Origin of the sequence: Falsirhodobacter algicola, from assembly GCF_018279165.1 — a bacterium.
In the GTDB taxonomy this organism is placed as follows: Bacteria; Pseudomonadota; Alphaproteobacteria; order Rhodobacterales; family Rhodobacteraceae; genus Falsirhodobacter; species Falsirhodobacter algicola.
Genome location: NZ_CP047289.1, coordinates 1,680,285 through 1,706,129, shown reverse-complemented (window position 1 = coordinate 1,706,129; position 25,845 = coordinate 1,680,285). Strand labels below are relative to the sequence as shown.

General features: G+C 63.2%; 27 protein-coding genes and 1 tRNA gene. 14 read left to right on the top strand and 14 right to left on the bottom strand.

The window, feature by feature from the left end:
- Positions 1–88: 88 nt before the first annotated feature.
- Entirely contained in the window at positions 89–1,258 is a 1,170-nt protein-coding gene (locus tag GR316_RS08530) for a tetratricopeptide repeat protein (protein WP_249218745.1), read from the top strand.
- Positions 1,259–1,294: 36 nt separating this feature from the next.
- Here GR316_RS08530 and GR316_RS08525 read toward each other — a convergent pair whose 3' ends face one another.
- Positions 1,295–2,323, bottom strand: a complete 1,029-nt coding sequence (locus GR316_RS08525; RefSeq protein ID WP_211783521.1) for a LacI family DNA-binding transcriptional regulator — start codon at positions 2,321–2,323, stop codon at positions 1,295–1,297.
- A 276-nt stretch (positions 2,324–2,599) separates the two neighbouring features.
- On the opposite strand from GR316_RS08525, the gene GR316_RS08520 reads away from it, so the two are divergent.
- The 8 genes from GR316_RS08520 (at position 2,600) to GR316_RS08485 (ending at position 11,041) form a co-directional block, all read left to right on the top strand.
- Positions 2,600–3,850, top strand: coding sequence for an ABC transporter substrate-binding protein (locus tag GR316_RS08520; RefSeq protein ID WP_211783520.1), 1,251 nt, complete (start codon positions 2,600–2,602; stop codon positions 3,848–3,850).
- A gap of 208 nt (positions 3,851–4,058) precedes the next feature.
- Positions 4,059–4,910 (top strand): carbohydrate ABC transporter permease, encoded by an 852-nt coding sequence (locus GR316_RS08515; RefSeq protein WP_211785164.1) that lies wholly within the window; start codon positions 4,059–4,061, stop codon positions 4,908–4,910.
- A 52-nt stretch (positions 4,911–4,962) separates the two neighbouring features.
- The gene (locus GR316_RS08510) at positions 4,963–5,808 is read left to right on the top strand and encodes a carbohydrate ABC transporter permease (protein WP_211785163.1); all 846 of its coding nucleotides are present in this window, start codon (positions 4,963–4,965) and stop codon (positions 5,806–5,808) included.
- Between the two features lie 45 nt (positions 5,809–5,853).
- Positions 5,854–6,948, top strand: coding sequence for an ABC transporter ATP-binding protein (locus GR316_RS08505; RefSeq protein ID WP_211783519.1), 1,095 nt, complete (start codon positions 5,854–5,856; stop codon positions 6,946–6,948).
- A 35-nt stretch (positions 6,949–6,983) separates the two neighbouring features.
- Entirely contained in the window at positions 6,984–7,727 is a 744-nt protein-coding gene (locus tag GR316_RS08500; RefSeq protein ID WP_211783518.1) for a sugar phosphate isomerase/epimerase family protein, read from the top strand.
- Between the two features lie 14 nt (positions 7,728–7,741).
- Positions 7,742–8,872 carry a Gfo/Idh/MocA family protein gene (locus GR316_RS08495; protein ID WP_211783517.1) on the top strand — a complete coding sequence of 377 codons (1,131 nt, stop codon included), beginning with the start codon at positions 7,742–7,744 and terminating at the stop codon, positions 8,870–8,872.
- A 10-nt stretch (positions 8,873–8,882) separates the two neighbouring features.
- Positions 8,883–9,953, top strand: coding sequence for a sugar phosphate isomerase/epimerase family protein (locus GR316_RS08490; RefSeq protein ID WP_211783516.1), 1,071 nt, complete (start codon positions 8,883–8,885; stop codon positions 9,951–9,953).
- Positions 9,950–11,041 carry a Gfo/Idh/MocA family protein gene (locus GR316_RS08485; protein ID WP_249218744.1) on the top strand — a complete coding sequence of 364 codons (1,092 nt, stop codon included), beginning with the start codon at positions 9,950–9,952 and terminating at the stop codon, positions 11,039–11,041. Before GR316_RS08490 ends, GR316_RS08485 begins: the two co-directional genes overlap by 4 nt.
- Positions 11,042–11,285: 244 nt before the next feature.
- Here GR316_RS08485 and GR316_RS08480 read toward each other — a convergent pair whose 3' ends face one another.
- The 10 genes from GR316_RS08480 to leuB form a co-directional block, all read right to left on the bottom strand.
- A complete protein-coding gene (locus tag GR316_RS08480; RefSeq protein ID WP_211783515.1) occupies positions 11,286–12,353 on the bottom strand; it encodes a polysaccharide lyase family 7 protein in 1,068 nt (355 codons plus the stop codon).
- Between the two features lie 408 nt (positions 12,354–12,761).
- Entirely contained in the window at positions 12,762–13,232 is a 471-nt protein-coding gene (locus tag GR316_RS08475) for a cupredoxin domain-containing protein (RefSeq protein ID WP_211783514.1), read from the bottom strand.
- Between the two features lie 15 nt (positions 13,233–13,247).
- Complete coding sequence (locus GR316_RS08470) at positions 13,248–14,543, bottom strand: sulfatase-like hydrolase/transferase (RefSeq protein WP_211783513.1); 1,296 nt, start codon at positions 14,541–14,543, stop codon at positions 13,248–13,250.
- 44 nt (positions 14,544–14,587) lie between these two features.
- Positions 14,588–15,178: a DedA family protein gene (locus tag GR316_RS08465; RefSeq protein ID WP_211783512.1), complete on the bottom strand. Its 591-nt coding sequence runs from the start codon at positions 15,176–15,178 to the stop codon at positions 14,588–14,590.
- The gene (locus tag GR316_RS08460) at positions 15,175–15,528 is read right to left on the bottom strand and encodes a hypothetical protein (protein WP_211783511.1); all 354 of its coding nucleotides are present in this window, start codon (positions 15,526–15,528) and stop codon (positions 15,175–15,177) included. Before GR316_RS08460 ends, GR316_RS08465 begins: the two co-directional genes overlap by 4 nt.
- Entirely contained in the window at positions 15,521–16,045 is a 525-nt protein-coding gene (locus GR316_RS08455; RefSeq protein ID WP_211783510.1) for an RICIN domain-containing protein, read from the bottom strand. The genes GR316_RS08460 and GR316_RS08455 overlap by 8 nt, the downstream gene beginning before the upstream one ends.
- The gene (locus GR316_RS08450; protein WP_211783509.1) at positions 16,042–16,470 is read right to left on the bottom strand and encodes a MarR family winged helix-turn-helix transcriptional regulator; all 429 of its coding nucleotides are present in this window, start codon (positions 16,468–16,470) and stop codon (positions 16,042–16,044) included. The genes GR316_RS08455 and GR316_RS08450 overlap by 4 nt, the downstream gene beginning before the upstream one ends.
- 515 nt (positions 16,471–16,985) lie before the next feature.
- Positions 16,986–17,062, bottom strand: a tRNA-Pro gene (locus GR316_RS08445).
- Positions 17,063–17,111: 49 nt separating this feature from the next.
- On the bottom strand, positions 17,112–18,068 hold the full coding sequence (locus GR316_RS08440) for a DMT family transporter (RefSeq protein ID WP_211783508.1): 957 nt from the start codon (positions 18,066–18,068) through the stop codon (positions 17,112–17,114).
- 60 nt (positions 18,069–18,128) lie between these two features.
- Entirely contained in the window at positions 18,129–19,229 is a 1,101-nt protein-coding gene (leuB, locus tag GR316_RS08435; RefSeq protein ID WP_211783507.1) for a 3-isopropylmalate dehydrogenase, read from the bottom strand.
- Between the two features lie 103 nt (positions 19,230–19,332).
- Between leuB and GR316_RS08430 the strand changes: the two genes are divergently transcribed.
- The 5 genes from GR316_RS08430 to GR316_RS08410 all read left to right on the top strand — a co-directional run bounded on the left by GR316_RS08430 (position 19,333) and on the right by GR316_RS08410 (position 23,745).
- Entirely contained in the window at positions 19,333–20,118 is a 786-nt protein-coding gene (locus GR316_RS08430; RefSeq protein WP_211783506.1) for a S49 family peptidase, read from the top strand.
- A gap of 438 nt (positions 20,119–20,556) precedes the next feature.
- Entirely contained in the window at positions 20,557–22,329 is a 1,773-nt protein-coding gene (uvrC, locus tag GR316_RS08425) for an excinuclease ABC subunit UvrC (protein WP_249218842.1), read from the top strand.
- Between the two features lie 74 nt (positions 22,330–22,403).
- Positions 22,404–23,069 carry a CDP-diacylglycerol--glycerol-3-phosphate 3-phosphatidyltransferase gene (pgsA, locus tag GR316_RS08420; RefSeq protein WP_211783505.1) on the top strand — a complete coding sequence of 222 codons (666 nt, stop codon included), beginning with the start codon at positions 22,404–22,406 and terminating at the stop codon, positions 23,067–23,069.
- Positions 23,066–23,314: a molybdopterin converting factor subunit 1 gene (gene moaD, locus GR316_RS08415; protein ID WP_211783504.1), complete on the top strand. Its 249-nt coding sequence runs from the start codon at positions 23,066–23,068 to the stop codon at positions 23,312–23,314. The genes pgsA and moaD overlap by 4 nt, the downstream gene beginning before the upstream one ends.
- Complete coding sequence (locus tag GR316_RS08410; RefSeq protein WP_211783503.1) at positions 23,311–23,745, top strand: molybdenum cofactor biosynthesis protein MoaE; 435 nt, start codon at positions 23,311–23,313, stop codon at positions 23,743–23,745. The genes moaD and GR316_RS08410 overlap by 4 nt, the downstream gene beginning before the upstream one ends.
- Here GR316_RS08410 and GR316_RS08405 read toward each other — a convergent pair whose 3' ends face one another.
- From GR316_RS08405 to GR316_RS08395, 3 genes are read right to left on the bottom strand one after another with little or no spacing between them, the layout of a single operon-like run.
- Entirely contained in the window at positions 23,746–24,723 is a 978-nt protein-coding gene (locus GR316_RS08405; RefSeq protein ID WP_211783502.1) for a P1 family peptidase, read from the bottom strand.
- Complete coding sequence (locus GR316_RS08400) at positions 24,720–25,427, bottom strand: LrgB family protein (protein ID WP_211783501.1); 708 nt, start codon at positions 25,425–25,427, stop codon at positions 24,720–24,722. The genes GR316_RS08405 and GR316_RS08400 overlap by 4 nt, the downstream gene beginning before the upstream one ends.
- Positions 25,424–25,780 carry a CidA/LrgA family protein gene (locus tag GR316_RS08395; protein ID WP_211783500.1) on the bottom strand — a complete coding sequence of 119 codons (357 nt, stop codon included), beginning with the start codon at positions 25,778–25,780 and terminating at the stop codon, positions 25,424–25,426. Before GR316_RS08395 ends, GR316_RS08400 begins: the two co-directional genes overlap by 4 nt.
- Between the last annotated feature and the right edge of the window lie 65 nt (positions 25,781–25,845).

Genomic DNA, 25,845 nt, shown 5'->3' with positions numbered 1-25,845 from the left:
GCAAACCCCTGGCAAGACGTCATTCTTCGGTCGGATGCTGAAACCGTTTCAATCGACGAACACGGCATCGTTCGACATCGAAGATGGCATGAAGGCACGGGAGCAAGGTCGGTACGATCGCGCCTATGAGATATTCGCCGCGCTTGCCGAGCAGGGCGATGCCGAGGCGCAATGCCAATTGGGGCGTTTGTATTTCGACGGGCTGGGTGTGGCGCAGAACTTCGTGACCTCCCTGCACTGGGCGCGGCAGGCCGCCGAACAGAACAACGCAGGGGGGCTGAACTCGGTCGGCGTGTGCTATCGCAACGGCTTGGGCGTGGACGAGGATACGGAGACGGCGATTTCCTATTTCACCCGCGCGGCGGAACAGGGATTCGTCAAGGCGATGTTCAATCTCGGCAATATGTACGATGCCGGGGGCGAACTGCCCGAGGATCCGGCGAAGGCCCTTGCGTGGTATGAGAAATGTCTGAAGGCCGATCCGACCTTTGGCCTTGCGGCGTATCGCGCCGGAACGCTGGTTCTGGAAGGGGCAGGGGGCGAGCCGGACCCCGAGCGGGCCATCCATCTGCTGCGCATCGCCTCGGACCAAGGGATGGCGGATGCGCAATATGTTCTGGGCCTGATCTACGACCGGGGGATGGGCATCCCCGCGGACCCCGCTACGGCGCAAGGCCATTACCTCGCCGCCGCGCAGCAGGGCCATCCGGCCGCCCAGATCAACCTCGGCAATCTCTACAACGACGGGATCGGCGTCGCGCAAGATCAGCGCAAGGCGCTGGAATGGTACATGCAAGCGGCAGAGCAGGGTGAACCGGCGGCCGAGATCAATGTCGGCAAACAGTACCAGATGGGCTGGGGCGTCGCGCAGGATCTCGACGAGGCGCTGGCGTGGTATCAGCGCGCGGCCAAGGGCGGGGAGCCGACGGCCTATCTCAACATCGGCCTCATGCTCCTCAATCGCGACGACATCGAGCAGAGCGATGCCGATGCCGCAGAGTGGTTCTTCAAGGCTGCCGAACATGGCGAGCCGCGCGCGATGCAGTTCCTTGCGATGCTCTATGACGAAGGGCGCGGCCTTCCCGAAAACCGGGTCCTCGCCTTGGCCTATGAGCAACTGGCGCAGGATTTCGGCGCCGAAACCGATGGCGCGGCGTGGCGCGACTTTCGGCAGAAGCTGAGCGACGAGGATGCGGAAAAGGCGCTTCGTCTGGCCGAGGAATGGACGGTTGGAATGCCGCGCCTGCGCGTTGGCTGAGGCGTTCGAGGGGTAAGCGCGGCGCGGGTTCGGGCCTTAGGGGGCAGGCCCGACGGTCGATCGCATGATCAACTCGACGGGGACGTTGACGACTGCGGGGACCTCCGGCGGCTCCGCGCCCTCGCGCACCTGAATCATCAGGAGTTCCGCCGCGCGCTTGCCGATCTCCCCCCGGTTCTGCCGGACCGTCGTCAGCGCCGGGCGGAAATATGCGGCGGTCACGATGTCATCGAAGCCGATGACCGAGATATCCCGCGGCACGGACACGCCCAGATCGTTCAGCCCGGCGATGAGGCCCATCGCCATCTGATCGGAGACGCAGAGCACGGCCGTCGGCCGCGGCTCCAGCCCGACCAGCCACTGCGCCGCCTCATACCCGGCTTGCAGGCCGAAATCCTGCCCGCCCCCGCAGGTTTGGGACAATTCCAACCCATGCGCGGCCAAGGCCGCCACGGTGCCGATCCGGCGCTCTTGGGACAATACGTTGCTAGGGGGACCGGCTAGGAATGCGATATTCCGGTGCCCCAAGCCCACCAGCGTATCGATGGCCAGTCGCGCCCCGGTCTGATTGTCCGAGCGGACCGAAGGGAACAGCGCCCCATCATCGCCCGACAGCCATTCGCAGCAGAACACCACGCGCCGCGCGACATCGGGCGCGGCCAAGGCGCGCCGCGTCGCCTCGGGCAGGGCGCCGTCCAGACAGATTAGCCCGTCAACGCGCCCCTGACGCAGATGGTTCAACATCACCTCGCCGCTGTTTCCGGCCTGACGCGAATCGCGGATCAGCAGGTCGATTCCCGCCGCATGCAGCGCCTCTTCCATCCCCGCCAAAATTGCCGAGAAGAACGGGTTTCCCAGATCGGGCACGATGGCCAAAACCGAATCGGACCGTTGGCGGCGCAGCGATCGCGCCGCGCTGTTCACGTTGTAGCCCAGCGTCGCCACCACCGTCATGACCTGTGCGCGCGTATCCTCCGACACCCGGTCGGGATGGGACAGGGTACGGGAAACGGTGGCCGTCGAAACGCCGCATAACCGCGCGATATCCTTGATGCTGACAGACATTCGGCTTCCGATCCATTTGCCCCGATATTGTAGCCCCGTGGCCCAATGTAAACAATTACATTTCTGTTGACGGACCATTGCGGGCATGCAAACCTGTCAACTGTAATCGATTTCATGGGAGGCCCCGTTCGGGTTTGTAATCGTTTACACAAGTTGATCCACGCAGGCATGGTGTGATGGCGCACCCGGCCGGTCCGCGTGTTGTGACGCGCCATATCACGCGCATGATCTGCGCAGAACATTCGGGATCACCCGAGATCTCTGGGAGGAGATAGCATGACGATACGCACCTTTATGCTTGGGGCAGCTTGCGTGGCGCTTCCACTCGCCGTCGGCATCGCGCCGTCCGGTGCCGATGCGGCCGATCTGGAGGTCACCCATTGGTGGACATCGGGCGGCGAGGCCGCGGCGGTGCGGGAACTCGCCAATGCGTTCGAGGCCGATGGCAAGAACAAATGGGTCGATGGCGCGATCGCCGGCTCGGGCGGGGTCGCGCGTCCGATCATCATTTCGCGCATCCTCGGCGGCGATCCGATGGGGGCCACCCAGTTGAACCACGGCCTTCAAGCTCAGGAGTTGATGGAGGCCGGGCTGCTTCAGGACATCACCGATGTGGCCGAGGCCGGGCATTGGCGCGACATCATCCAGCCCGTATCCCTTCTGGATGCCTGCACGCTCGATGGCAAAGTCTATTGCGCGCCGCTCAACATCCACTCCCCGCAATGGGTCTGGACTTCCCCCGCGGCCTATGAGGCGGCGGGCGTGAAACCGGCCACCAACTGGGAGGAGATGAAGGCCAGCGCGGATGCCATGCGGGCGGCGGGCAAGCTGCCTCTGGCGGTCGGGGCGCAGGGGTGGCAGCAGGCCTATGTGCTCGACATGCTCATCCTCGAATATGCTGGCCGCGAGGGTTATATGGCCGCCTATGGCGAGGGTGACGAGGACACCCTGCACGGAGAGGCCGTGACCAAGGCGTTCGAGGAGCTTGCCATTGCGCGGGAGATGTCCAAGGGCACGAACGTTCAGGACTGGAACCTCGCGACGGCCAAGATCATCAATAACGATGCCGGCGCGCAGATCATGGGCGACTGGGCCCAGAGCGAGTTCGCCCTCGCCGGAAAGAAACCCGGCACCGATTACGATTGCTTCATCGGCCTTGGGCATGAATCCGTCATCTCCACCGGCGGCGATGCCATCTATTTCCCGGTGAACAAGGACCCCGAGGTCACTGCCGCGCAAAAGGAACTGGCCCGCGTGATCGTGGCACCGGAGACGCAGGTCGCCTTCAACCTGCGCAAGGGATCGCTGCCCATCCGGGGCGATATCGACATGTCGAAAGCAGGGACCTGCATGCAGAAGGGTCTGGCCACGCTGGAGGCGGGGAACACGGTTCCCAGCGGCGACGCCCTGATCACCCCCGATGCCGTCGGTCAGATCCAAGATCTGATGGCCGAGTTCTTCGGCGGCGACATGGCCCCCGCGGATGCGCAGGCCCGTTTCGCGGATATCATCGCTTACGACAAGTAAGGATCCGCCTCCTCGGGGCAGCGAAGGATCGGTTCGCATCGATCCTCCACAGCGGCGGGTCCGCTGTCGTCGCTGCCCCAATCTTCCCATGCAAAAGGACTGCGACATGTCTGGCCCCGATCGGCTGATCGCCAAGGATCTGCCCCTTATGCCCAACGCCCATACGCGGCTGAAAACCACGCGGCCCCGGAATGTCCTGCGCAATCCGATGGCCAAGATCGCGGCTCTGCCGATGATCCTCACGGCCTTGGTCGTCTTCATCGGCTGTTCGGGCTGGACCGTCTATTACAGCTTCACCAAATCGCGGATGCTGCCCAACGGGGATTTCGCGGGCCTGTCGCAATACGAGCGGTTGTGGAGCACCCCCCGCTGGATGCAGTCCGTCGAAACCATCGCAATCTACGGGGTGCTGGCGCTGGTGCTGTCGCTGGTGCTGGGCTTCGTCCTGGCCGCCCTGCTGGATCAGAAGATCCGGATGGAGAGCTTGTTTCGCACCATCTTCCTCTATCCCTATGCCCTGTCGTTCATCGTAACGGGACTGGTGTGGCAATGGATCCTGAACCCTGATTTCGGCATTCAGGAAATGGTTCGCCGCGCGGGTTGGGACACCTTCGCTTTCGACCCCCTTCATAATTCATCCCTCGTGATCGGGGCGCTGCTGATGGCGGGGTTGTGGCAGGGGACCGGCCTCATCACGGTGATCATGCTGGCCGGTCTGCGCGGGGTGGACGAAGACCTGTGGAAAGCGGCCCGCGTGGACGGCATCCCCGCATGGAAAACCTATGTCTTCATCATCCTGCCCATCATGCGCCCCGTGTTCGCCACGGCGACGGTGCTGATCGGCGCGGGGATCGTGAAGCTCTATGATCTGGTCGTAGCCCTGACGCAGGGCGGGCCGGGCATCAGCTCCGAAGTGCCGGCGAAATATGTCTACGATTACATGTTTGCCAATCAGAACCTTGGCCAAGGATTTGCCGCATCCACAATGATGTTGGTGGCGGTGCTGATCATCCTGTTGCCATGGGCCATCATCGAATTCGGAGGCAAACGCCGTGGTTGATATTCCATCCCGCATTCTGGACGGCCCGCGCGGCGCCAAACCCAAATCCGGCATGACGCCGAAGCGTCTGATGCTGTACGTCACGCTGTTCGTGCTGTCGCTCTACTACCTGCTGCCCCTGTGGGTGATGGTGATGACCTCGCTCAAGGGGTTGCCGGAAATCCGCATGGGCAACATCTTCGCCCCGCCGGTCGAGATCACGTTCGAGCCTTGGGTGAAGGCATGGTCGCAGGCCTGCACCGGCCTGAATTGCGACGGCCTGTCGCGCGGGTTCATGAATTCGGTCATGATCGTGGTGCCGTCGGTTATCATCTCGATCGCCGTGGCCTCGGTCAACGGCTATGCCCTCGTGAACTGGAAGTTCAAGGGATCGGAGATCTTCTTCGGGATCCTCTTGTTCGGGGCCTTCATTCCTTATCAGGTGATGATCTATCCGATCGTGGTCCTGCTGCGCGAGATGGGCCTGATGGGGTCGATCTGGGGGCTCGTGCTGGTCCATACCGTCTTTGGCATGCCGATCATCACGCTGCTGTTCCGCAACTATTTCGCCTCATTGCCGCCCGAACTCTTCAAGGCTGCGCGGGTGGATGGGGCCGGGTTCTGGCGGATCTTCCTGCAGGTGATCGTGCCGATGTCCGTCCCGATCATCACCGTTGCCGTCATCCTGCAGGTGACGAACATCTGGAACGATTTCCTGTTCGGCGTGATCTACACCAAGCCCGAGAGCTATCCGATGACCGTGCAGCTGAACAACATCGTGAACTCGGTGCAGGGGGTGAAGGAATACAACGTCAACATGGCGGCGACCCTTCTGACCGGCCTCGTTCCCCTCAGCATCTACCTCATTTCCGGCAAGCTCTTCGTGCGCGGCATCGCCGCCGGTGCGGTGAAGGGCTGATGCCCTTCCGCACCCTCGCCGCCCCATTTCCATAGGAGCCCATTCATGCTCGATCAAACGACACCCGATGCGGACACGTCCGTATCCATCCGGGATCTGCGGCTCAGCTTCGGCGCCGTGACGGTGCTGGAACATCTGAACCTCGATATCCGCAAGGGGGAGTTTCTCGTGCTCCTCGGCGCGTCGGGATGCGGCAAATCCACCCTGCTGAACTGCATCGCGGGCCTGCTGGAACCGAGCGACGGTCAGATCTGGATCGAGGGCAAGAACGTCACTTGGGCCGAACCGTCGGAGCGGGGGATTGGCATGGTCTTTCAATCCTACGCCCTCTATCCGCAGATGAGCGTGAAGGGAAACCTGTCGTTCGGCTTGAAGAACGCGCGCCTTCCCAAGGCCGAGATCGAGGCCCGTATCGCCCGCGCCGCCGAGATCCTGCATCTGGAACCTCTGCTGCACCGCAAGCCTGCCGCGCTGTCCGGCGGGCAGCGCCAGCGCGTTGCGATAGGCCGCGCGCTCGTTCGCGATGTGGATGTGTTCCTCTTCGACGAACCGCTGTCGAACCTCGATGCCAAGCTGCGCGCCGAATTGCGGGTGGAGTTGAAGCGCCTGCACCAGAACCTCAAGAACACCATGATCTACGTCACCCATGACCAGATCGAGGCGATGACGCTGGCCGACCGCATCGCCATCATGAAGGGGGGCGTCGTGCAGCAATTCGCCTCGCCGCAGGAAATCTACAACCGCCCGGCAAACCTCTATGTGGCCGGTTTCATCGGCTCGCCTCCGATGAACTTCATCTCGGGCATCCTGACCGGCACACGGTTTGACGGCCCTGTGACGGCCGACATGTCGGGCTATGCCTTCACGCGCCGCGGCGACGTCAAGGCGGTGATGGGCATTCGCCCTGAACATATCCTGATCGGCGACGCGGCAGCGGCCTGCGATGTCCGCACCACCGTCACCGTCGATGTCGTGGAACCGATGGGCGCCGACACCCTGATCTGGAGCAGCCTTGCGGGGGAACCCTTCCGCATACGCGTCGATGGCCAGACCGAGATCCGCTCGGGGCAGACGATCGACATCGGCTTCATGACCAAATCCGCCTCGCTTTTCGACGCATCCACCGAAAACCGCATCTGAAGTTTCGGCCTTCGGGCCATATCGAAAGTCATATCATGCTCCTCTCCCTGCAGCTTTTCTCCGCCAAGAATTACACCCCCTATACCGATGTGATCACCCAGCTTGGCGCGATCGGCTATCCGGCCGCCGAAGGGTTCTTCGATATGTTCGACGAGGCGGCGGCCATACGCGCCAAGCTGGACGCGGCAGGCATGACGATGCCGACCCTGCATGTGCCGATCGATATGTGCGAGAACGATGCGGAAGGTATCGCCAAGATCGCCGCAACGCTCGGTGTCAAAACCGTCTATGCGCCCTGGCTCTCCCCCGAGGAGCGGCCGAGCGATGCCGCAGGGTGGGTCGCCTTGGCCGAACGACTCGCGACATGCCATGCCGCCATGGCGGGCCATGGTCTCGCGTTCGGTTGGCACAACCATGATTTCGAATTCTTTGCCCTGCCCGATGGCCAGATCCCGATGGAGATCCTGCTGCGTTCGGCACCGATGATCGAATGGGAGGCGGATATCGCATGGATCGTTCGCAGCGGCACCGACCCGATCGATTGGATCACCCGGCACGGCCAACGCATCACGGCCGCCCATTTCAAGGATCTGGCCCCCGCAGGTGAAAAGCTGGACGAAGATGGGTGGGCGGATGCCGGAACCGGCACCCTCGATTGGCCCGCCATCTATGCCGCGCTCAAAACCTCGTGCTGTGCCGTGCTGGTGGCCGAACACGACAACCCCAGCGATTTCGCACGCTTTGCCAAGGCCGCGCACGCGACCTTCGCAACCCTCTGAGCCGGAGCCGTTTCATGACCAACCCCCTTCGTATCGGCCTGATCGGCTGCGGCAATATCTCGACCTCCTACCTCTCGCGGGCTGTGAAGTTCGGGGATATCAAATTTACGGCCGTGGCCGACATGAACCCTGCCGCAGCGGCCCTGCGCGCCGAGGAATACGGCGTGAAGGCGCTGTCCGTCGAAGACCTTCTCGCAAGCGATGAGGTCGATCTGGTGCTGAACCTGACCATCCCCGCCGCGCATTATGAAATCGCCAAGGCGGCGCTGAATGCCGGCAAGCATGTCTATTCCGAGAAACCCTATGTCCTGAGCCTTGAGGAAGGGCGGGAACTCGCGGCCATCGCCCATGCGAAGGGTGTGCGCATCGGTTCGGCGCCGGACACCGTTCTGGGCGGATCGCATCAGCTTGCCCGTCATCTGGTGGACAGTGGTGCCATCGGGCGCATCACCTCGGGCACCTGCGCAGTCATGTCGCACGGGATGGAGGCTTGGCACCCCAACCCCGATTTCTTCTTCCTGCCCGGCGGCGGCCCGATCCTGGATCTCGGCCCCTATTACATCGCCAATCTGGTGCAGCTGATCGGCCCGGTCAAACGGGTGGCCGCCCTGACCGCGACGCCCGAAACCACGCGTACGATCGGCAACGGCCCCCGTGATGGCGAGGAGATCCCCGTAAAGACCCCGACCACGATCCACGCCCTTCTGGAGTTCGAGCAAGGGGCGGTCGTCACCTTGGTCGCCAGCTGGGATGTGTGGCAGAACGACCTTGCACCGATGGCGCTTTACGGCACCGAAGGCACGCTGCACGTGCCCGATCCGAACTTCTTCGGCGGCGAGGTGCGTCTGACCAAACGGGATCAACTGGCCGATCTGCCGGCATGGGACCATCCGCTCGGGATCGACAACCGCGAGGTCGATTGGGGCATGGCAGCCGATTATCGCACCGCCGGTCTGGCGGATATGGCCCAAGCCATCGCGCAAGGGCGCCCGCACCGCTGCAACGACAGCTACGCCCTGCATGTGGTCGAAGTGATGGGCGCGATCCTCGCATCGGGGGAAAGCGGCACGTTCATCGAAATCACCACCCCCTGCACCCGCCCCGAAGCGCTTGGCCCCGACGCCGCCCGCGCTTTGCTTGCCTGAGGAGATTGCCATGACCGCACCGAAAGCAATGAAGGGACCGGCGATTTTCCTTGCCCAGTTCGGCGGTGATACGGCCCCTTTCGACGCCCTTGCACCCATCGCCAAATGGGCCGCCGATCTGGGGTACAAGGGGATTCAGGTTCCCTGCGATCCACGGTTCATCGATCTGGATCGTGCCGCGACCTCGCAGACCTATTGCGACGAAATCAACGGGGTCTGCGCCGATGCGGGCGTCGTGATCACGGAACTGTCCACCCATATCCAAGGGCAGCTTGTCGCCGTGCATCCGGCCTTTGCCCCGCAGTTCGATGCCTTTGCACCGTCGCATCTGCGCGGCAAGGCGCAGGCGGAATGGGCGGCGGGTGAATGCATCAAGGCGGCCAAGGCATCTCGCAATCTGGGACTGTCGGTGCAGGTCGGCTTTTCGGGGGCATTGGCATGGCCCTATCTGTATCCATGGCCGCAGCGCCCTGCAGGCTTGGTCGAAGAGGCGTTTGCCGAACTGGCCCGCCGCTGGACGCCCGTCTTGAACGCCTGCGACGAAAACGGCGTGGACTACGCCTATGAACTGCACCCGGGCGAGGATTTGATGGATGGCGCCAGTTTCGAACGCTTCCTCGAGGCGACGGAGCACCACCCGCGCGTGGGAATTGCCTACGATCCGTCGCATTTCGTCCTGCAACAGCTCGATTACCTCGCCTTCATCGACCTCTATCATGACCGGATCAAGGCCTTCCATGTGAAGGATGCCGAGTTCAACCCGACCGGTCGCCAAGGCGTCTATTCGGGGTTTTCGCCATGGGCTGAACGGGCCGGGCGGTTCCGCAGCCTTGGGGACGGTCAGGTGAACTTCGCCGCCATCTTCTCCAAGCTGGCGCAATACGGATACGAAAGCTGGGCAGTGCTGGAATGGGAATGCGCGATCAAATCCCCTGCCCAAGGCGCGGCGGAAGGTGCGCCCTTCATCCGTCGTCACATTATCGAACCGACACCTCGTGCATTCGACGATTTCGCCTCGGCCGATACCAGCCGGGACGAACTGCGCCGGATGCTTGGCCTGCAAGAGGAGCCTGCGGCATGAGACAACTTCGTTTGGGAATGGTCGGCGGCGGCGAAGGGGCCTTCATCGGGGCCGTCCACCGCATTGCGGCGCGGATCGACGGGCGGTTTTCCCTCCTCGCGGGGGCATTGTCCAGTGATCCCGCCCGGGCGCGCAGCTCGGCGGATGCCTTGGGTCTGGCCCGCAGCTATGGCAGCTTCGAAGAAATGGCCCGCGCCGAGGCGGCCCACCCCGAGGGGATCGAGGCCGTGGCCATCGTCACGCCGAACCACATGCATTATCCCATCGCGCGCGCGTTTCTGGAAAACGGCATCCATGTCATCTGCGACAAACCCCTGACCGCCACCTTGGCGCAGGCCGAGGAACTGGCAGAGGTGGCCGCCGCCTCCGAAGCGCTGTTCGTGCTGACCCACACCTATGCCGGGTATCCCATGATCCGCGAGGCGCGGCGTCTTGTCCGCGAAGGGGCGATCGGGAAGGTGCGACTGGTTCATGCCGAATACGTGCAGGATTGGCTGGCAAAGGCCGGCACCAGCCGACAGGCCGAATGGCGCGCCGACCCTGCGCGTTCGGGCGCGGGCGGGGCCATTGCCGATATCGGATCCCACGCGGCCCATCTGGTCCGCTACGTCTCGCACCTGCCGATCGAGAGCGTTTCGGCAGAGCTTAGCACCTTCGTGCCCGGCCGGCTGGTCGATGACAATGCGCAGGTCCTGATGCGGCTTGGAAATGCGCGAGGCATGCTTTGGGCCACCCAAGTCGCGTCCGGTTATGAGAACGACATTCGGCTGCGCGTCATTGGCGATGCCGGCAGTCTCGAATGGAGGCATGCCGACCCGAACCGTCTTCGCTTCGGCGGGCTGGGCGCGCCGGAGACGATTCTGACGCGGGGCGGGGCAGGGTTCCAAGGCGCGGCCCGCGTACCGGCGGGTCATCCCGAGGGGTATCTGGAGGCATTTGCCAGCATCTATTCCGATGCCGCAGATGCGATTCTGGCGGGCAAGATGCCCAAGCACCTTCCGGGGATACAGGACGGCGTGGACGGTATGCGGTTCATCGAGGCATGCATCGGCTCCAGCCGGGCCAATGGGGTCTGGACGCAGGTGTAGTTTAGCGGATCCGATACGTCTTTTGCTCCGGCATTAGGTTGCCGGAGCAGGGCCTGTTGATACTTCGGAAGTATCAGCAGGCCATTTATCCGTCATGCGCAAATAGCTGAGTATGTAAGGTCCGGGCCTATCCGGCGTGTTGCGTCGAATAGGCCCGGAAAGTCGAAGCTGAAAGCCGTTATCCTAAGGTGCGATCAAGAAACGGGGCAAGCGGTGCGCTCGGCCGGAACCGAGCGCATTTGCTTCACTTTTGAACGCCATCGCTCAATTCGAGCCGAGAGAAAGATGCACTGGCATAATCGCCATTCTCTTTATCGACCGCCCAATCACCCGTACCTGGGCAGGCTGGATACCAGATGCCTTCGGCATCTTTGGTGCTGCATTGATCGTATGCACCTGCCTTGAAGTACATGAGATCTTCGGCATACCCATTCGGGTTGTCTTTAGGGTCCACTTGTCCGTTGGGGTCGACGTTGTCCGCAAGGTTGATTTGGAATTGCTTGGTTTCTTTGCCAGGAGATTCGAAGGTCAACGACATGACGTTGCCGTAAACATTGACCTCGTAGCTGAATTCTTCGCCCAGTGCGATTCCGCTGTCACCGGGATCATCGGGGTTGTCCCAGCTGTTCCCCCACACGAGATAAGAGATATCCTCGCGGTTGGGGTCGTCTTTCTCTAGGTTCCGTTCATAATTCCAGAACACCGAACCCTTCTCATGACCCGGCCACTTTTTATAGTAGATCTTGAGCGGCTCGTTGCCATAGCCAAAGCCTTTTCCTTCGGCCATCTGGTCTTCGTTCATGTCCGCATGAATTTGACCGACGACCATGGAATAGGCCGGGTATTTATCGGGGTAGCCGGCACGCTCGGGGACATGGTCGACCTTCAGCGTCGCGTTCAGCTTGCCGCCAAAGATCTCCCCGTTCGGATTGGCTTGCAAAGCGAAGTTGTTGCCGGGCGAATGCGTGTCGATATCGGTATTCGTACCGCGCAGCATCTGCCGGAGTTCACTTCGAGAGTTTGAGGAGTTCGGCGTCGTCATCGCCTTGTTCGGCGTCGCGAACACCATTTCCCCTTTTTCATTCAGGTAGAAGAAGTCAGGGTGAGAATACTTCTGAATGTCGGCAACGGAAATGGTATCGACCTTTTCGTCGCCATCCACATCTAGGGGTACGGTGATATTCCAATGGCTCAGATCGAATTTGTCTGCAGGAACTTGGGGGGATTCAGCATAGGCTGATGTGCAGAATGCAGCAGCGGTTAAGGCGGCTAAAGACGATGCCATGAGACTCAATTTGACAGTCGTATGCATGGTGATATGTCCTCGTATTGTGAAACGGCGCAGGGTGCGACAGCAAAACGTGAGAAGCAGACATGCCTCAAAGTCATATGATGACTAGTCCTAAAATCTGTCTGTGAACCAGCATGTGCTGTCAATGGACTAGATCGAGGGCGTCACGTTTTGAGCGGAATATGGACAATATTAGCTCGATAAGGTCAGAGCCCATTCCCTATTTAAGATGGCTGCTGCCAAAACGGGGAGGATTGCCTTTCCGCGTCCCTACCTTGAGATTTAATGCGCGAACGATAGCAACAGGTGTTCGAGAGGGAGAACGTCAGTGGGAGACAGGCGGATAATTCTTCACGCCTTTCTGTCGCAAAGATCGGGATCGATCTCGAAGCGGAATTGATTGCGATGGGCCCTGAAGACCTCGGCCACTTACGCGCCGCAGATCTCCTCGCAGGGCATGAACTGACCGCGCGGCGTCACATTGACGAACACGTTGTCGGCATCGAACTGCCCCGATGCATCCGTCGTCGGGGACACATGGAGCCCGTGCATGTGCAGATTGGTCGTGTGCAGCCCATGGAATCGATTCATGTCATCGGTGCAATCGTCGTGAACGGCCTCCAGCTCGTTCACAAGCTCGATATCGAGCGTGCCACCGGGATCCATGACGAACGTCGGACCGGGCGACTTGCCATTGTAGGTGAACGCGCCGTCGGCCCCCTCGACAACCAATAAGACGGGACCGGATTGGGCGCTTGCGGCGCGTCCGAAGATGGATGCTGCCAAGCCGATTGCCGACAGTGCAGTCGACCCCGCCAGAAATCTCCGGCGTGACGGTTTCCAGGTGGAAGCCTCGATCCGCGCCTGGACATCTGCCTGGGTCGGCTGCATTTTCTTCATGTTCGTACGCTTCGGTTATCGAGAGGCTTCCAGAAGCGCCTCGCGGCGCGCTTTCAGGTTTGCCGCGACAGACATGAACGCCTCCGCGTCCGCGCCTTGAAGCAGATTGGTCAGCTCAAACGGGTCTTCCACGACATTATAGAGTTCCTGCGGCTCTCCAATTGGAGCCACCAGCTTGAAGTCCCCTTCGCGCACGGCCCAGCCATAAATACCACCGCCTCGCGTTTGGCGGTCGGTGAAATGCTCGACGTGGATGTAATCGCGCGCACCTTTGCCGCCTGTCAGCACAGGGCTGAAATCAATGGAATCAGGTGTAGATACCTCGGCCCCCGCCAAGGCAGCGATGGTCGCGTGCAGGTCGGTCGTGTTCACGAAGTCCCCGGCGCGTCCCGGCTTAACGCCCGGCCCGCTGACAATCAGCGGGACACGCGTGCCGCTGTCGTAGATTGTGGCCTTTGCACCATGATCGGCGAAAAGCTCGCGCGTGACCTGGTCGGGTGACCCATTGTCACCGAGGAACACGACAACGGTGTTGTCACCTTCATCTTCGGGGATCGAGGCGAGCAGGCGACCGATCTCCGTGTCCAGTGCCTCAAGCATCGCCTGATAATAGGGCAAAGGGTTTTCGTCCATCGATGCGTCATCGCCGGGAAGATCATCAAAGCTGTGCAGATCATCTGGCGGCAGGTGGAACGGGGAATGCGGCGCGTTATAGGCCAGCCACAAGAACCATGGGTCATCCTGGCCCGCGATCCAATCTATGGCCCTATCCGTCAGAACGGTGGTTGAATACCCCTCGATCTGGATTTCTTTGCCATCCTCGATAGAGGTCCAGTTGAAATAGTCCTGGACGCCACCGGAATAGAGCCCGAAGTAATCGGAAACGCCCATTTGCGACGGCATGTCATAGCCAAGCTGACGACCCGAAATGTGCCATTTGCCGATCACGTTGGACGCATAGCCGGCAAGTGCCATCGCATCGAAGAGGGTCGGCGTGTCGGGCGAAAGCTGATCGCTGCCCGATGGATCAACGGGGGCGCCGACGCCCGTGCGAAAGCCGTAGAGCCCGCTCATGATCGTTGCACGGCTCGGCGAACAGGTCGGCGCGGCATAGGCGTTGTCGAAAACAAGGCCGGTTTCGCACATGGCCTCGACATTCGGCATGGGGGCCTGCTGATCCCCGAGGTCATAGCAGAACGACGCATCGATCCCCATATCATCGGCAATGATCAAAAGGATATTGGGCTCTGCGAATGCGGCGCAGGGTGCCAGGACAAGACCTGCAAGCGAAGTCGTAAGTCGAAGTTTCATGCCTTGTCCTGTCTGGGTGAACTGGAGAGAGGCCGTCTTGTCACCTAGGCTGTAGCCCATCGCTTCCGCAGAACCGCCAACGCACCGATCGCGACGGCGCTTGCCAGGACCACACCGAAAAAGTTGCTGAGCAGCGTTGCGACCTGCTCGAGCTGTGATGCGAAGGCGTAACCGAGGCCCACGTAACCAGCCGTCCAGACCGCAGCCCCCGGCAACGCGACGGCAGTGAAGCGTGACCATGCCAGCCCGCCCGACCCGCTGAGATAGGTCACATAGGGACAGGTCGGGCTGAAGATCGTGTGGCTGAGAAAGACCGCCAAAGCACCCCGGCGGTTCAGCATGTCCTCGCTGCGCGCGATGATCGGCCCCATGCGTGGAGAATCCGCGAACCGCGCAAGCAGCTTGCGCCCGAACCGGCTTGCCAGCAGGAACGCGATTTGATCGCCGATCGCGAAGGCAAGGAACGCGGTCAGCAGGACCATGGGCAGAGACAGATCGCCCACGGCGGCGAAGCTCCCCGCAGTCAGGGTCAGAACAGAGGCAGGCACGGGCACGGCCATGCACGCCAGCATCACGACGGCAAAGACGACGATCAGACCGTAATCCGGTATGAGGGCGAGGACCGTTTCCGTCATTCCTGCCTGGCCCGGTACTCTTCGGCGGCTTTGCGGACGCGGGCAGTCAGTTCGTCCATGGTGATCCCGTCCCGCTCGGCAATGCGGTGCAGCCGGAGGCCGTGATCCTCTTTCGCGTCGAGCGACAGAAGCTCGTAGACGAACGGGCGCGGCAGATCATACGTCACGACCACGAAGCGCGGTGTCATCCACGGCTTGAGATCCACATCGACGTTTGCTGGATCGTGGAAGTAGAGAAAGTCCATGAAGACGCGGGACGCCAGGAAGAGCGCGACGAGTATCGCCGCGAGGAAGACAGACAGGAGGAGCCAATTCTCTCTGACGAAAGCTGAAAACCGTTTCTCAGCCATCTACCACAACCCATTCTTTCCGGCTTTCAGGCGTCTCGTCGCAGACAGCCAGCTCCAGAGACCGCGACATGAAGGGCCCGGCCTGGCGGCTCTGCGTGCCGACGACCATGCACATGGCCGGATCATCTGCCGGTGAAATGCTCTGCGCCTCGGGATCATGGATAAATCGCTGCGCGGGCAGATCTGCGTCACAGGAGGTCAGTGCAAAGGCCTGCTCTCCGCCCGGCACATGCTCCACGCAAAAGTCCGGAAATGCGACCGAGCGGATTGGCCCGCCATTCTGCTCGAAGGTAAACTGTACGTCGCCCCCCTGCGGCTTGCAGGAATGCGCCTGTAGCGTCTCGGCAAATCCACGGCCCAGCGTGTCGATGCACCATCCCAGTCGGTCTGCTTCGTCGAGATTGTCTGCGAGATAGATCACAGGGGCAGGCGTTTGCAGCGCCGGGACTTCGGCAGCACCTGCGCCCGCCGCAAGGATGAGGATCCCGATCAGCCCGATTCGCGCATGTATAATCACGACGTCCTCCCGGTTTCGGATTTCGGGTGGTCCTCAGCCATCGATTGGACCGGATGATCCGGGCGACCGATGACCTGCCCTCCCAGCTTGTATTTGAGTTCCCGTGTCAGATCGAAGAACAGGCCCGCCTTCTCTGCCCCCAGTTTCTCCGTGATCAAGTCGTCGATCTCACGCCAGACATCACGCACCTTGATCAGCGCATCTCTTCCGCGCTTGGAGAGTGAAACCACATCGGTCCGCTTGTCATCGGGGTGCTTCTCGCGGTGAACCAGACCCGCGGCCACCAGCCTGTCGATCATCGTGCTCATGCTTCCGGAGGTGACGCCGAACTGCTCGGACAGCATCTTCTGAGACGACGGCCCGATGCGGTTCAGAACATTCAAAATGCGCGCCTGTTTAGGCCTGATACCGATTGGCGTAAGCAACGTGTCCAGCCGTTTATCAATGAGGTTGCAGCTGTGAAGCAGGAAGTGGCATGGTAGCAAGGTACAAAAAATTACCTTGAATCCAAGGTAATTTTCATAATAGCAGATGTTGGCGCGTTTCGCAGCATCTGTAAGCTTAGGCGCGAAGCTGCCTAGAGGCGGTGCAAAGAAAATCGAACTATGATAGTCGCCTGACTGTCGGCTTCACCTGATCGCTCCATGAGATTTCGCGCTTGCGGCGCGTGGCTGGAACCCGGCCTTTCCGCGTTATCGACGCAGTCGCGAGCGCGATGGTAGCAATGTAGCTGTAGCATCTCGCGCTACCTGCTCAACTCCGGAATCTCGCAACCCTACACCGACGGAATATTCCGCAGACAAGAGCGCTGACATCTTGCTCAGCAAGCGCAGCACTGTGCAGGGGAGCTAGCGTAGCTTCTGAGGACATGCTCGTGTCGGAAGGAATCCCTGACACAAAAAGCAAAACTTCCTGAAACGCGTCAACAAATCGGGAAAATTGGTCGGAGCGAGAGGATTCGAACCTCCGACCCCCTGCTCCCGAAGCAGGTGCGCTACCAGGCTGCGCTACGCTCCGACCGTGGGGCGGGACTAACCTGTTCGCGGCACCTTTGCAAGAGGGGATCTCAGCGCTTCATCTGTTTCTGCCACCGCATCATCGGACCGACGCGGGGCATGGAGGTTTCGGGCCTCCAGCGCGAGCGGGTGACCGGGCGTTCGGCCGATGCGCCGCTGTCTTCGCGCAGGACGATATAGAGGCCGGAGGCGACGATGACGCTTGCGCCGATGATCGTTCCGCGGTCCACCGCCTCGCCGAACACCATATAGCCGAACAGCGCCGCCCAGATGATCTGGCTGTACTGCATGGGGGCGACCAACACGGCCTCGCCGATGCGGTAGGCGTTGATCGTCAGCAGCATCGCCCCGAAGGACAGCGCCGACATCAGACCCAGAAGGCCGATATGCGCGATCGGCATCGGAACATAGACGAAGGGCAGGGCGATCGCCATGGCGACGAAGTTCGCCATCATGGGGTAGAGGATGAGCACCACGCTCCGCTCTTCCCGGCCGATCTTGCGCACGATGATCGCCGCGAGCGAGCCGCAGATCGCCGAGGCGAGGGCGGCCGCATGGCCCAGCGTCAGCGGCTCCGCCCCCGGCCGGATGACGATCATCACGCCGATCAGGCCCACGATGATGGCCCCGCCGCGATGCAGCCCGACCCGTTCGCCCAGAATGGGAATGGCCAATAGCGTGATCAGCAGGGGCGTTGCGAACAAGATCGCATAGGTCTGCGCCAGTGGCAGCACTGTGAAGGCATAATAGGCCGATACCCCAGACAGCACCGCCGCCACCGTGCGGATCAGCGACCACCACGGATGGCGCGGGATCAGGTTGCCGTCCGTCCGGTCCCGCATCAGCATGACCGTCACGAGCGGCATCCCGAAGCAGACCGAGAAGAACACGATCTGCACCGGGCTGTAGGATCCTCCGAGGAACTTCACCACCGTGTCATGGGTGGAGTAGATCAGGAAGGCGGTCAGTGCCGACAATGCGGCGCGGAGATTGCTTTTTCCGTCCATGGGCTTCGCGTAATGGCTGTTCCCGCCAAACGTGACCCATCCGCGCCGCAAAGCAAGGGTCTATCGTGCAAGCGCGGCGACGATCGCATCCCCCATGGCGCTGGTGGACAGCGGAGTGCCGCCTTCGGGACCCATCAGATCGGCGGTCCGGTGCCCATCGGCCAGCACCTGCTCCACCGCGCGCTCGAGGCGCGTCGCCTCCTCGCCCATGTCGAAGGAATAGCGCAGCGCCATCGCGAGGCTCAGGATCGTGGCGATCGGGTTGGCCTTGCCCTGACCGGCGATGTCGGGGGCCGAGCCGTGCACGGGTTCGTACAGCGCCTTCGGACGCCCGTTCGCCATCGGCGCCCCCAGCGAGGCCGAAGGCAGCATCCCAAGGCTGCCCGTCAGCATCGCCGCCGCATCCGACAGAAGATCGCCGAAGAGGTTGTCCGTCACGATCACGTCGAACTGGCGCGGATTGCGCACGAGCTGCATCGCGCCGTTATCGGCGTACATGTGCGACAGTTCCACATCCGGATATTCGTTGTCATGGACCCACTGCACCTCTTCGCGCCAGAGGATGCCCGATTCCATGACGTTCGCCTTCTCCATGGAGCAGACGCGATTGCCGCGGCGGCGGGCCATCTCGAAGGCGGAGCGCGCGACGCGCCGGATCTCGTCGGTGGTGTAGCGCTGGGTGTTGATGCCGACGCGGCCGCCGGCATTGTCGGGGTGGATGCCGCGCGGTTCGCCAAAATAGATGCCCGAGGTCAGTTCGCGGACGATCATGATGTCGAGGCCCGACACCACCTCGCGCTTGAGCGAGGAGAAATCGGCCAGCGCCTCGAAGCATTGCGCCGGGCGCAGGTTGGCGAAGAGGTCCATCTCCTTGCGGATACGCAGCAGGCCCGCCTCGGGGCGCAGCGCGTAATCGACGCCGGCATATTGCGGGCCGCCGACCGCGCCCAGAAGGACCGCGTCCACCGCCTGCGCGCGCGCCAGCGTCTCATCGCTCAGCGGGGTGCCGAAGGCGTCGTAGGATGCGCCGCCGATCAGCCCCTCCTCCACGGTGAAGGGGCGGCCCTGCGTGCCGAACCAGTCGATGACCTTGCGGACCTCCGCCATGACTTCGGGACCGATGCCGTCGCCCGGCAGGATGAGAAGGGAAGGATTGGCCAAGAACACCTCCTGTGTTTGGTGGGTGCCGATGGCCTAGCGGGGGGCGGGGCAGGGGTCAAGCGCGGCCCTTGTTCGGGGCGCGCGCAGCCTCTATCTCTGGGCCATGAAGCGCTTCATTCCCTTTCTGAACAAAGGTCCGCTCGTGCCGGTCATCCGGCTGCAGGGCGTCATCTCCTCGCGCGGGCTGTCCGATCAGTCCACGGCATCGCTGATCGAACGGGCCTTCGGGCGCGGCAAGCCGGTCGCGGTGGCGGTCGTGGTGAACTCGCCCGGCGGATCGCCGGCGCAGTCGAGCCTGATCGCGGCCCGCATCCGCCGCCTTGCCGACGAAAAATCCGTGCGTGTGCATGTCTTCGTCGAGGATGCGGCGGCCTCGGGCGGGTATTGGCTGGCCTGTGCGGGCGATGACATCTGGGTGGATCAGACCTCGCTCGTGGGCTCGATCGGGGTCATCTCCTCGGGGTTCGGGTTCCCCGACTTCATGGCCCGCCACGGGATCGAGCGCCGGGTGCACACCGCCGGCACCTCCAAGAGCCTTGCCGATCCGTTCCTACCCGAAAAGGCGGAGGATGTCGCCCGGCTGAAGGCGATACAGGCCCCGATCCACGATGCCTTCATCGCGCATGTGAAGGCGCGGCGCGGGGCGCGGCTGGCGGATGCCGATCTCTTCAACGCCGATATCTGGGTGGGGCAGCAGGCGGTCGAGTTGGGGCTGGTCGACGGCGTCGGGCATCTGGTGCCGAAGCTGAAGGAGCTTTACGGCCGCAACGTGCGCCTCGTCGCCCATGCACCGAAGCGCGGGCTTCTGGCGCGGTTCGGTCTGCGCGCGATGCAATCGGGCATCGGCGCCATAGAGGACCGTGCCGGCTGGGCACGGCTGGGGCTCTGACATGCTGATCAAGGTTGCCGTCCTCTTCCTCGCCGCCGTGGTGATTCTGGCATTCCTCGGGCTTCTGAGGCGCAAGCGCTGACAGTTGTCCACCCCGTCGTCGAAGTGTCATTCACATGGGATGAATCCTAGATAAATCAGGGGTTTTTCCGGGGTAGTGGAAATTTATCAAGCGATTACAATGACCTGGAATTGCGCACAAAAATTGGGCAAATCAATGGGCCTCCTGCAAAACAAGGGATTTTTGCCGCTTCCCCGTGTTTTTACCCAGACTTGTCCACAGGAGTCGTGGATGTCTTTGCCCTTGCCTGCCGCTGGCCGTCATTGCAGCGCATCCGGGAATCACCCGTGACCGAGGCTGCCGATACCGCCGTCACCGGCCATGCGCTGATCCAACGCTATCTGCGCACGCTCGATGCCTCTCCGGGCGTGTACCGGATGCTCGATGCGCAGAGCCAAGTGCTCTATGTCGGCAAGGCGCGGAACCTGCGGGCGCGGGTGTCGAACTACGCCCGCCCTTCGGGGCATTCGGGGCGGATCGCGCGGATGATCCGCGAAACCGCCTCCATGATGTTCCTGACGACGCGGACCGAGACCGAGGCCCTGCTGTTGGAGCAGAACCTCATCAAGCAGCTGAAGCCGCGCTACAACGTGCTGCTGCGCGACGACAAATCCTTTCCCGATATCCTGATCGCCAAGGATCACGCCTATCCGATGATCCGCAAGCATCGCGGCAAGCGGGGCAAGGATGGCAGCTATTTCGGCCCCTTCGCCAGCGCGGGCGCGGTGAACCGGACGCTGAACCAGTTGCAACGCGTGTTCCTGCTGCGCACCTGTTCGGACAGCGTGTTCGAAAGCCGCTCGCGCCCTTGCCTGCTCTATCAGATCAAACGCTGCTCGGCCCCCTGCGTCGGCAAGATCGACGCCGAGGGGTATGCCGGCCTGATCGCGGATGCCGAACAGTTCCTGAAGGGCCGCTCCACCCGCGTGCAGGCCGATCTGGCGCGGGACATGGCCGAAGCCTCGGCCGAGATGGAGTTCGAGCGGGCGGCCGCCCTGCGCGACCGGATCAAGGCGCTGACGCAGGTGCAGTCGGGCCAGTCCATCAACCCCAAGGGCGTGTCCGAGGCCGATGTCATCGCCCTTCATATGGAGGGCGGGCAGGCCTGTGTGCAGGTCTTCTTCATCCGGGCGAACCAAAGCTGGGGCAACCGCGATTTCTATCCCAAAAGCGCCGGGGCCGAACCGCCCGAGGTGTTGGAGGCGTTCCTGACGCAGTTCTACGACGACAAGGAACCGCCGCGCATGGTCCTGTTGAACACGCAGGTGGACAACCCCGACCTCGTGCAGGCGGTGCTGTCGGAACGGGCGGGGCGCCGCGTGGTCGTGGGCGTGCCGCAGCGCGGCGAAAAGGCCGAACTGGTGGAGAACGCGGCCCGCAACGCGCGCGAGAGCCTTGCGCGGCGCATGTCCGAAAGCGCGACGCAGACGCGCCTGCTCGAAGGGCTGGCCGAGGCCTTCGGCCTCGATGCCCCCCCGCGCCGGATCGAGGTCTACGACAACTCCCACATTCAGGGCACGAATGCGGTGGGCGGCATGATCGTCGCCGGGGCGGAGGGCTTTTTGAAAAGCCAGTACCGCAAGTTCAACATCCGCAGCGCCGCCGGGGCCAACAGCGACGATTTCGGCATGATGCGCGAAGTGCTGACCCGCCGGTTCGAGCGGCTGCTGAAGGAAGACCCCGACCGCATGGGCGAGGCATGGCCCGATCTTCTGCTCATCGACGGCGGGGCGGGGCAGGTCAGCGCAGTGCATGAGGTGATGGCCGAACTCGGCGTCGAGGATATTCCCATGGTGGGCGTCGCCAAGGGCATCGACCGGGACGCCGGCAAGGAAGAGTTCCACCGCCTCGGTCAGCGCGCCTTTGCGCTGCAGCGCAACGATCCGGTGCTCTATTTCGTGCAGCGCCTGCGCGACGAGGCTCACCGCTGGGCCATCGGCGCCCACCGCGCCAAACGGGCCAAGGCCGTCAGCGCCACGCCGCTCGATGACATTCCGGGCGTCGGCGCGGCGCGCAAGCGTGCGCTTCTGGCGCATTTCGGTTCGGCCAAGGCGGTGGCCCGCGCGGGGCTGCAGGATCTGCGCGCGGTGGAGGGGATCTCGGCGCAGATGGCGCAGAACATCCACGATTTCTTCCATCCACAGGGCTGATTTGCGCGTCCGCGGGCATATCTCCTGCGGGACTGCTCTTTTCCTTGGCGCAGGAAACAGGATATGCCGAGATCATGACGTGGAACATTCCCAATATCCTGACCGTCCTTCGCCTTCTGGCCGCACCCGGCGTGGCGATCATGTTCCTCTATTTCCATCGGCCTTGGGCGGACTGGCTGGCGCTGGCGCTCTTTGTCGGGGCGGCGGTGACGGATTGGTTCGACGGCTATCTGGCGCGGCTGTGGAAGCAGGAATCCAATTTCGGCCGGATGCTGGATCCGATCGCCGACAAGGCCATGGTGGTGATCGCGCTCGTCATCATCACCGGCTATTCGGGGATGAACCCGTGGCTGATCCTGCCCGCCACGGTGATCCTGTTCCGCGAGGTGTTCGTCAGCGGCCTGCGCGAGTTTCTGGGCGTGCGCGCCGGGCTGCTGCGTGTGACGCGGCTGGCCAAGTGGAAGACGACGGCGCAGATGGTCGCGATCGCGGTGCTGTTCCTTGGAACGGGCCTTGAATACAAGGAAGGGATCGCCCTGCAGGGCATGACCCCGCGCGAATATGCCCAAGCCGTCCATGCCGGGCTGGAGCCGGTGATCCGCACCTGCGGCTCGCTTGGATGTTCGACATGGGCGACGCTGGTCGGGCTGATGCTGATCTGGATCGCGGCCGTGCTGACGGCGATCACCGGCGTCGACTATTTCTGCAAATCGCTGCCCTATCTGAAGGACGAGGAATGATCGACATCCTCTATTTCGCATGGCTGCGCGAACGGATCGGCCATGGTCGCGAGCGGCTGGAGACGACGGCCCCCACCGTCGCCGCCCTCGTGGAGGAGTTGCGCGCGCGGGACGAACGCCACGCCCTCGCCTTTGCCGACATCGCGGCGCTGCGGGTTGCGGTGGATCAGGAACTGACCGATTTCGACGCCCCGCTGAAGGGCGCGCGCGAAGTGGCGTTCTTTCCGCCCATGACCGGGGGATGAGCGTCCGCGTCCAATCCGAGGCCTTCGACATGGGGGCCGAGCTGAACGCCTTTTCCGCCGGGCTGGAGGCGGGGGCGGTGGTCAGCTTTTCCGGCCTCGTGCGCGACAGCGGCGGCATGGCCGCGATGGAGATCGAGCATTATCCCGGCATGACCGAAAAGGCGATCGCCGCCATCGCGGATGAGGCCATCCGGCGTTGGTCGTTGGAACGCGCCCTCGTGATCCACCGGCATGGCCGGTTGGAGGTGGGCGCGCCGATCATGATGGTGGCCACCGCCGCCCGCCACCGGGCCGAGGCCTTCGCGGCGGCGGAGTTCCTGATGGACTACCTCAAATCCCGCGCGCCCTTCTGGAAGAAAGAGATTGGGACCGGCGGCGAAAGCTGGGTCGCCGCCCGCGAGGCCGACGAGGATGCCCTGCGCCGCTGGTGATCAACTGAGCCCGTCGCGCCAGACGGGTTGCAGATCGCCGGGACGGGGCCGCGCCTCGTAGATGGCGCGGGCGATCGCGCGCGACAGCGTGACGGCGGCGGCATGGCCCAGCAGGAACGTATCCTCCACCTCCTTGACGCCGGTCGAGGCCGCAAAGACCAGATCCCCGTCGTACAGCGTGTGCGACGGCACGATCGCGCGGGCCAGCCCGTCCTGCGCCGCGACGGCCATCTGCTGCGCTTGCGCTTGGGTCAATGCGGCGTCGGTCGCCACGATGGCGATGGTCGTCGCCTCGCTCTGACGTTTGGAGGGGCTCGGCTCATCCTCTCCCATCAGGACGAGGGGCAGGCCGACGGCGCCGAATTCGGCGTCCACTTCCCACGGGGCGGCCCAGAAGCGGCGGCTCTGCCCCGCCGTGACCGATCCCGCGGCATTGACCGCCACCAGCGCCCCCACCGTCACCCCGTTCGACAGCACCGACGAGGCCGAGCCGAGCCCGCCCTTCCAGCGCGCCGTCATCGCGCCGAAGCCCGCACCGGCGGTGCCCAGCTCGAACTCCTCCCCCGCCGCGTCGAATGCGGCGCGGCCAAGCCCGCGATAGGGGTTCTCGTCCCAGCCCTTGTCGCCGCCGTTCAGCAGATCGAACAGGATCGCGCCCGGTACGATCGGCACCCGCGCCTCGCCCACGGCAAAGCCGCGGCCCGCGGCCCGCAGCCCGTCCATCACCCCCGAACAAGCATCGAGGCCGAAGGCCGACCCGCCCGACAGCACCAGCGCATCCACCTTCTGGACCAGCCGCTCGGGCGCCAGCAGATCCGTCTCCCGCGTGCCGGGGGCGCCGCCCATGACCGACACCGCCGCCGTGAAGGGCGCATCCGCCGTCAGCACCGTGGTGCCCGAACGCAGCCCGTCATCCTCGGCATTGCCGACCCGCAGCCCTGCCACGTCGGTGATGAGGTTCAGCGGTCCTTGCTTCATCTGAAAAGTCCTAATGCCCAAGGGGCCACGAAGGCCGTGAGAATGGCGTTGAGCCCCATGCCGAGGCCGGCGAAGGCGCCCGCGATCGGGTTCACCTGAAGCGCGCGGGCCGTTCCGATCCCATGCGCCGCGATCCCGACGGCAAAGCCGCGCGCCCGCCAGTCGCGGATGCCGAGCGCGTTCATCAAGGGGGTCACGATGATCGCCCCCGTCATTCCGGTGATCAGCACGAGGCCCGCCGTCAGCGTCGGGATGCCGCCGATCGTTTCCGATATGCCGACCGCCACCGCCGCCGTGGCCGATTTCGGCGCAAGCGAGGCAAGGATGTCGGGCCGCAGCCCCAGCGCCCATGCGATCCCCACCGCCGACACCGCCGCCGTCACCGATCCCGCGACCAGCGCCGCCGCCAGCGGCAGCAGCGCCCGGCGCACATGATGCAGGTTGTCGCGGATCGGCAGCGCCAGCGCCACCGTCGCGGGGCCGAGGAGGAAGTGGATGAACTGCGCCCCCTCGAAATAGGTGTCGTAATCGGTGCCGGTCAGCAGCAGCAGCGCGACAATGACCACGACCGCGATCAGGACCGGGTTCACCGCCGCATGGCGCCCGCTGGCACGGGCGATGGTATCGCCGAGGAAGAAGGCCGCGACGGTGGCGGTGATCCACAGCAGGGATTCGTGGCTGAGCAGGGTCCAGATGCCGGTCATCCGTCACTCCGGCTGCCGGTCAGGCGGGCGACGATCAAAAAGGCCCATGCGCCCGCCAAAAGCGCGGCGGTGGTCGATCCCACCAGCGTCAGGACCAGCGCAAGGCCGTCGGCGCGCAACTCGCCCAGATAGGCGACGATCCCGGCCCCGGCCGGCACCAGCAGCAGCGACAGCAGCGCCAGCAGAACCGAGGCGGCGGGCCGCAGCATCGTCGCACTGCGCGGCACCGCCACCAGCAGCACCAGCATCAGCACCATGCCCAGCACCGGGCCGGGCACCGGCGCATGCAGGCTTTGCGACAGAACCTCTCCGGCCAGTTGGCAGCCTAGGAGAAGCAGCAGGGATGGGATCATGTCATCTCTCCGAATCGTTAGGATCCTAGGGGCAGAGCGTGCCGGACGGAAGGTGCCAACATCCT

Excerpts from the sequence above, each read along its gene's own strand:
- GR316_RS08530 (WP_249218745.1), top strand. The coding sequence starts at position 89 with ATGAAGGCACGGGAGCAAGGTCGGTACGATCGCGCCTATGAGATATTC.
- GR316_RS08525 (WP_211783521.1), bottom strand. The coding sequence starts at position 2,323 with ATGTCTGTCAGCATCAAGGATATCGCGCGGTTATGCGGCGTTTCGACG.
- GR316_RS08520 (WP_211783520.1), top strand. The coding sequence starts at position 2,600 with ATGACGATACGCACCTTTATGCTTGGGGCAGCTTGCGTGGCGCTTCCA.
- GR316_RS08515 (WP_211785164.1), top strand. The coding sequence starts at position 4,059 with ATGGCCAAGATCGCGGCTCTGCCGATGATCCTCACGGCCTTGGTCGTC.
- GR316_RS08510 (WP_211785163.1), top strand. The coding sequence starts at position 4,963 with ATGACGCCGAAGCGTCTGATGCTGTACGTCACGCTGTTCGTGCTGTCG.
- GR316_RS08505 (WP_211783519.1), top strand. The coding sequence starts at position 5,854 with ATGCTCGATCAAACGACACCCGATGCGGACACGTCCGTATCCATCCGG.
- GR316_RS08500 (WP_211783518.1), top strand. The coding sequence starts at position 6,984 with ATGCTCCTCTCCCTGCAGCTTTTCTCCGCCAAGAATTACACCCCCTAT.
- GR316_RS08495 (WP_211783517.1), top strand. The coding sequence starts at position 7,742 with ATGACCAACCCCCTTCGTATCGGCCTGATCGGCTGCGGCAATATCTCG.
- GR316_RS08490 (WP_211783516.1), top strand. The coding sequence starts at position 8,883 with ATGACCGCACCGAAAGCAATGAAGGGACCGGCGATTTTCCTTGCCCAG.
- GR316_RS08485 (WP_249218744.1), top strand. The coding sequence starts at position 9,950 with ATGAGACAACTTCGTTTGGGAATGGTCGGCGGCGGCGAAGGGGCCTTC.
- GR316_RS08480 (WP_211783515.1), bottom strand. The coding sequence starts at position 12,353 with ATGCATACGACTGTCAAATTGAGTCTCATGGCATCGTCTTTAGCCGCC.
- GR316_RS08475 (WP_211783514.1), bottom strand. The coding sequence starts at position 13,232 with ATGAAGAAAATGCAGCCGACCCAGGCAGATGTCCAGGCGCGGATCGAG.
- GR316_RS08470 (WP_211783513.1), bottom strand. The coding sequence starts at position 14,543 with ATGAAACTTCGACTTACGACTTCGCTTGCAGGTCTTGTCCTGGCACCC.
- GR316_RS08465 (WP_211783512.1), bottom strand. The coding sequence starts at position 15,178 with ATGACGGAAACGGTCCTCGCCCTCATACCGGATTACGGTCTGATCGTC.
- GR316_RS08460 (WP_211783511.1), bottom strand. The coding sequence starts at position 15,528 with ATGGCTGAGAAACGGTTTTCAGCTTTCGTCAGAGAGAATTGGCTCCTC.
- GR316_RS08440 (WP_211783508.1), bottom strand. The coding sequence starts at position 18,068 with ATGGACGGAAAAAGCAATCTCCGCGCCGCATTGTCGGCACTGACCGCC.
- GR316_RS08430 (WP_211783506.1), top strand. The coding sequence starts at position 19,333 with ATGAAGCGCTTCATTCCCTTTCTGAACAAAGGTCCGCTCGTGCCGGTC.
- uvrC (WP_249218842.1), top strand. The coding sequence starts at position 20,557 with ATGCTCGATGCGCAGAGCCAAGTGCTCTATGTCGGCAAGGCGCGGAAC.
- pgsA (WP_211783505.1), top strand. The coding sequence starts at position 22,404 with ATGACGTGGAACATTCCCAATATCCTGACCGTCCTTCGCCTTCTGGCC.
- moaD (WP_211783504.1), top strand. The coding sequence starts at position 23,066 with ATGATCGACATCCTCTATTTCGCATGGCTGCGCGAACGGATCGGCCAT.
- GR316_RS08410 (WP_211783503.1), top strand. The coding sequence starts at position 23,311 with ATGAGCGTCCGCGTCCAATCCGAGGCCTTCGACATGGGGGCCGAGCTG.
- GR316_RS08405 (WP_211783502.1), bottom strand. The coding sequence starts at position 24,723 with ATGAAGCAAGGACCGCTGAACCTCATCACCGACGTGGCAGGGCTGCGG.
- GR316_RS08400 (WP_211783501.1), bottom strand. The coding sequence starts at position 25,427 with ATGACCGGCATCTGGACCCTGCTCAGCCACGAATCCCTGCTGTGGATC.
- GR316_RS08395 (WP_211783500.1), bottom strand. The coding sequence starts at position 25,780 with ATGATCCCATCCCTGCTGCTTCTCCTAGGCTGCCAACTGGCCGGAGAG.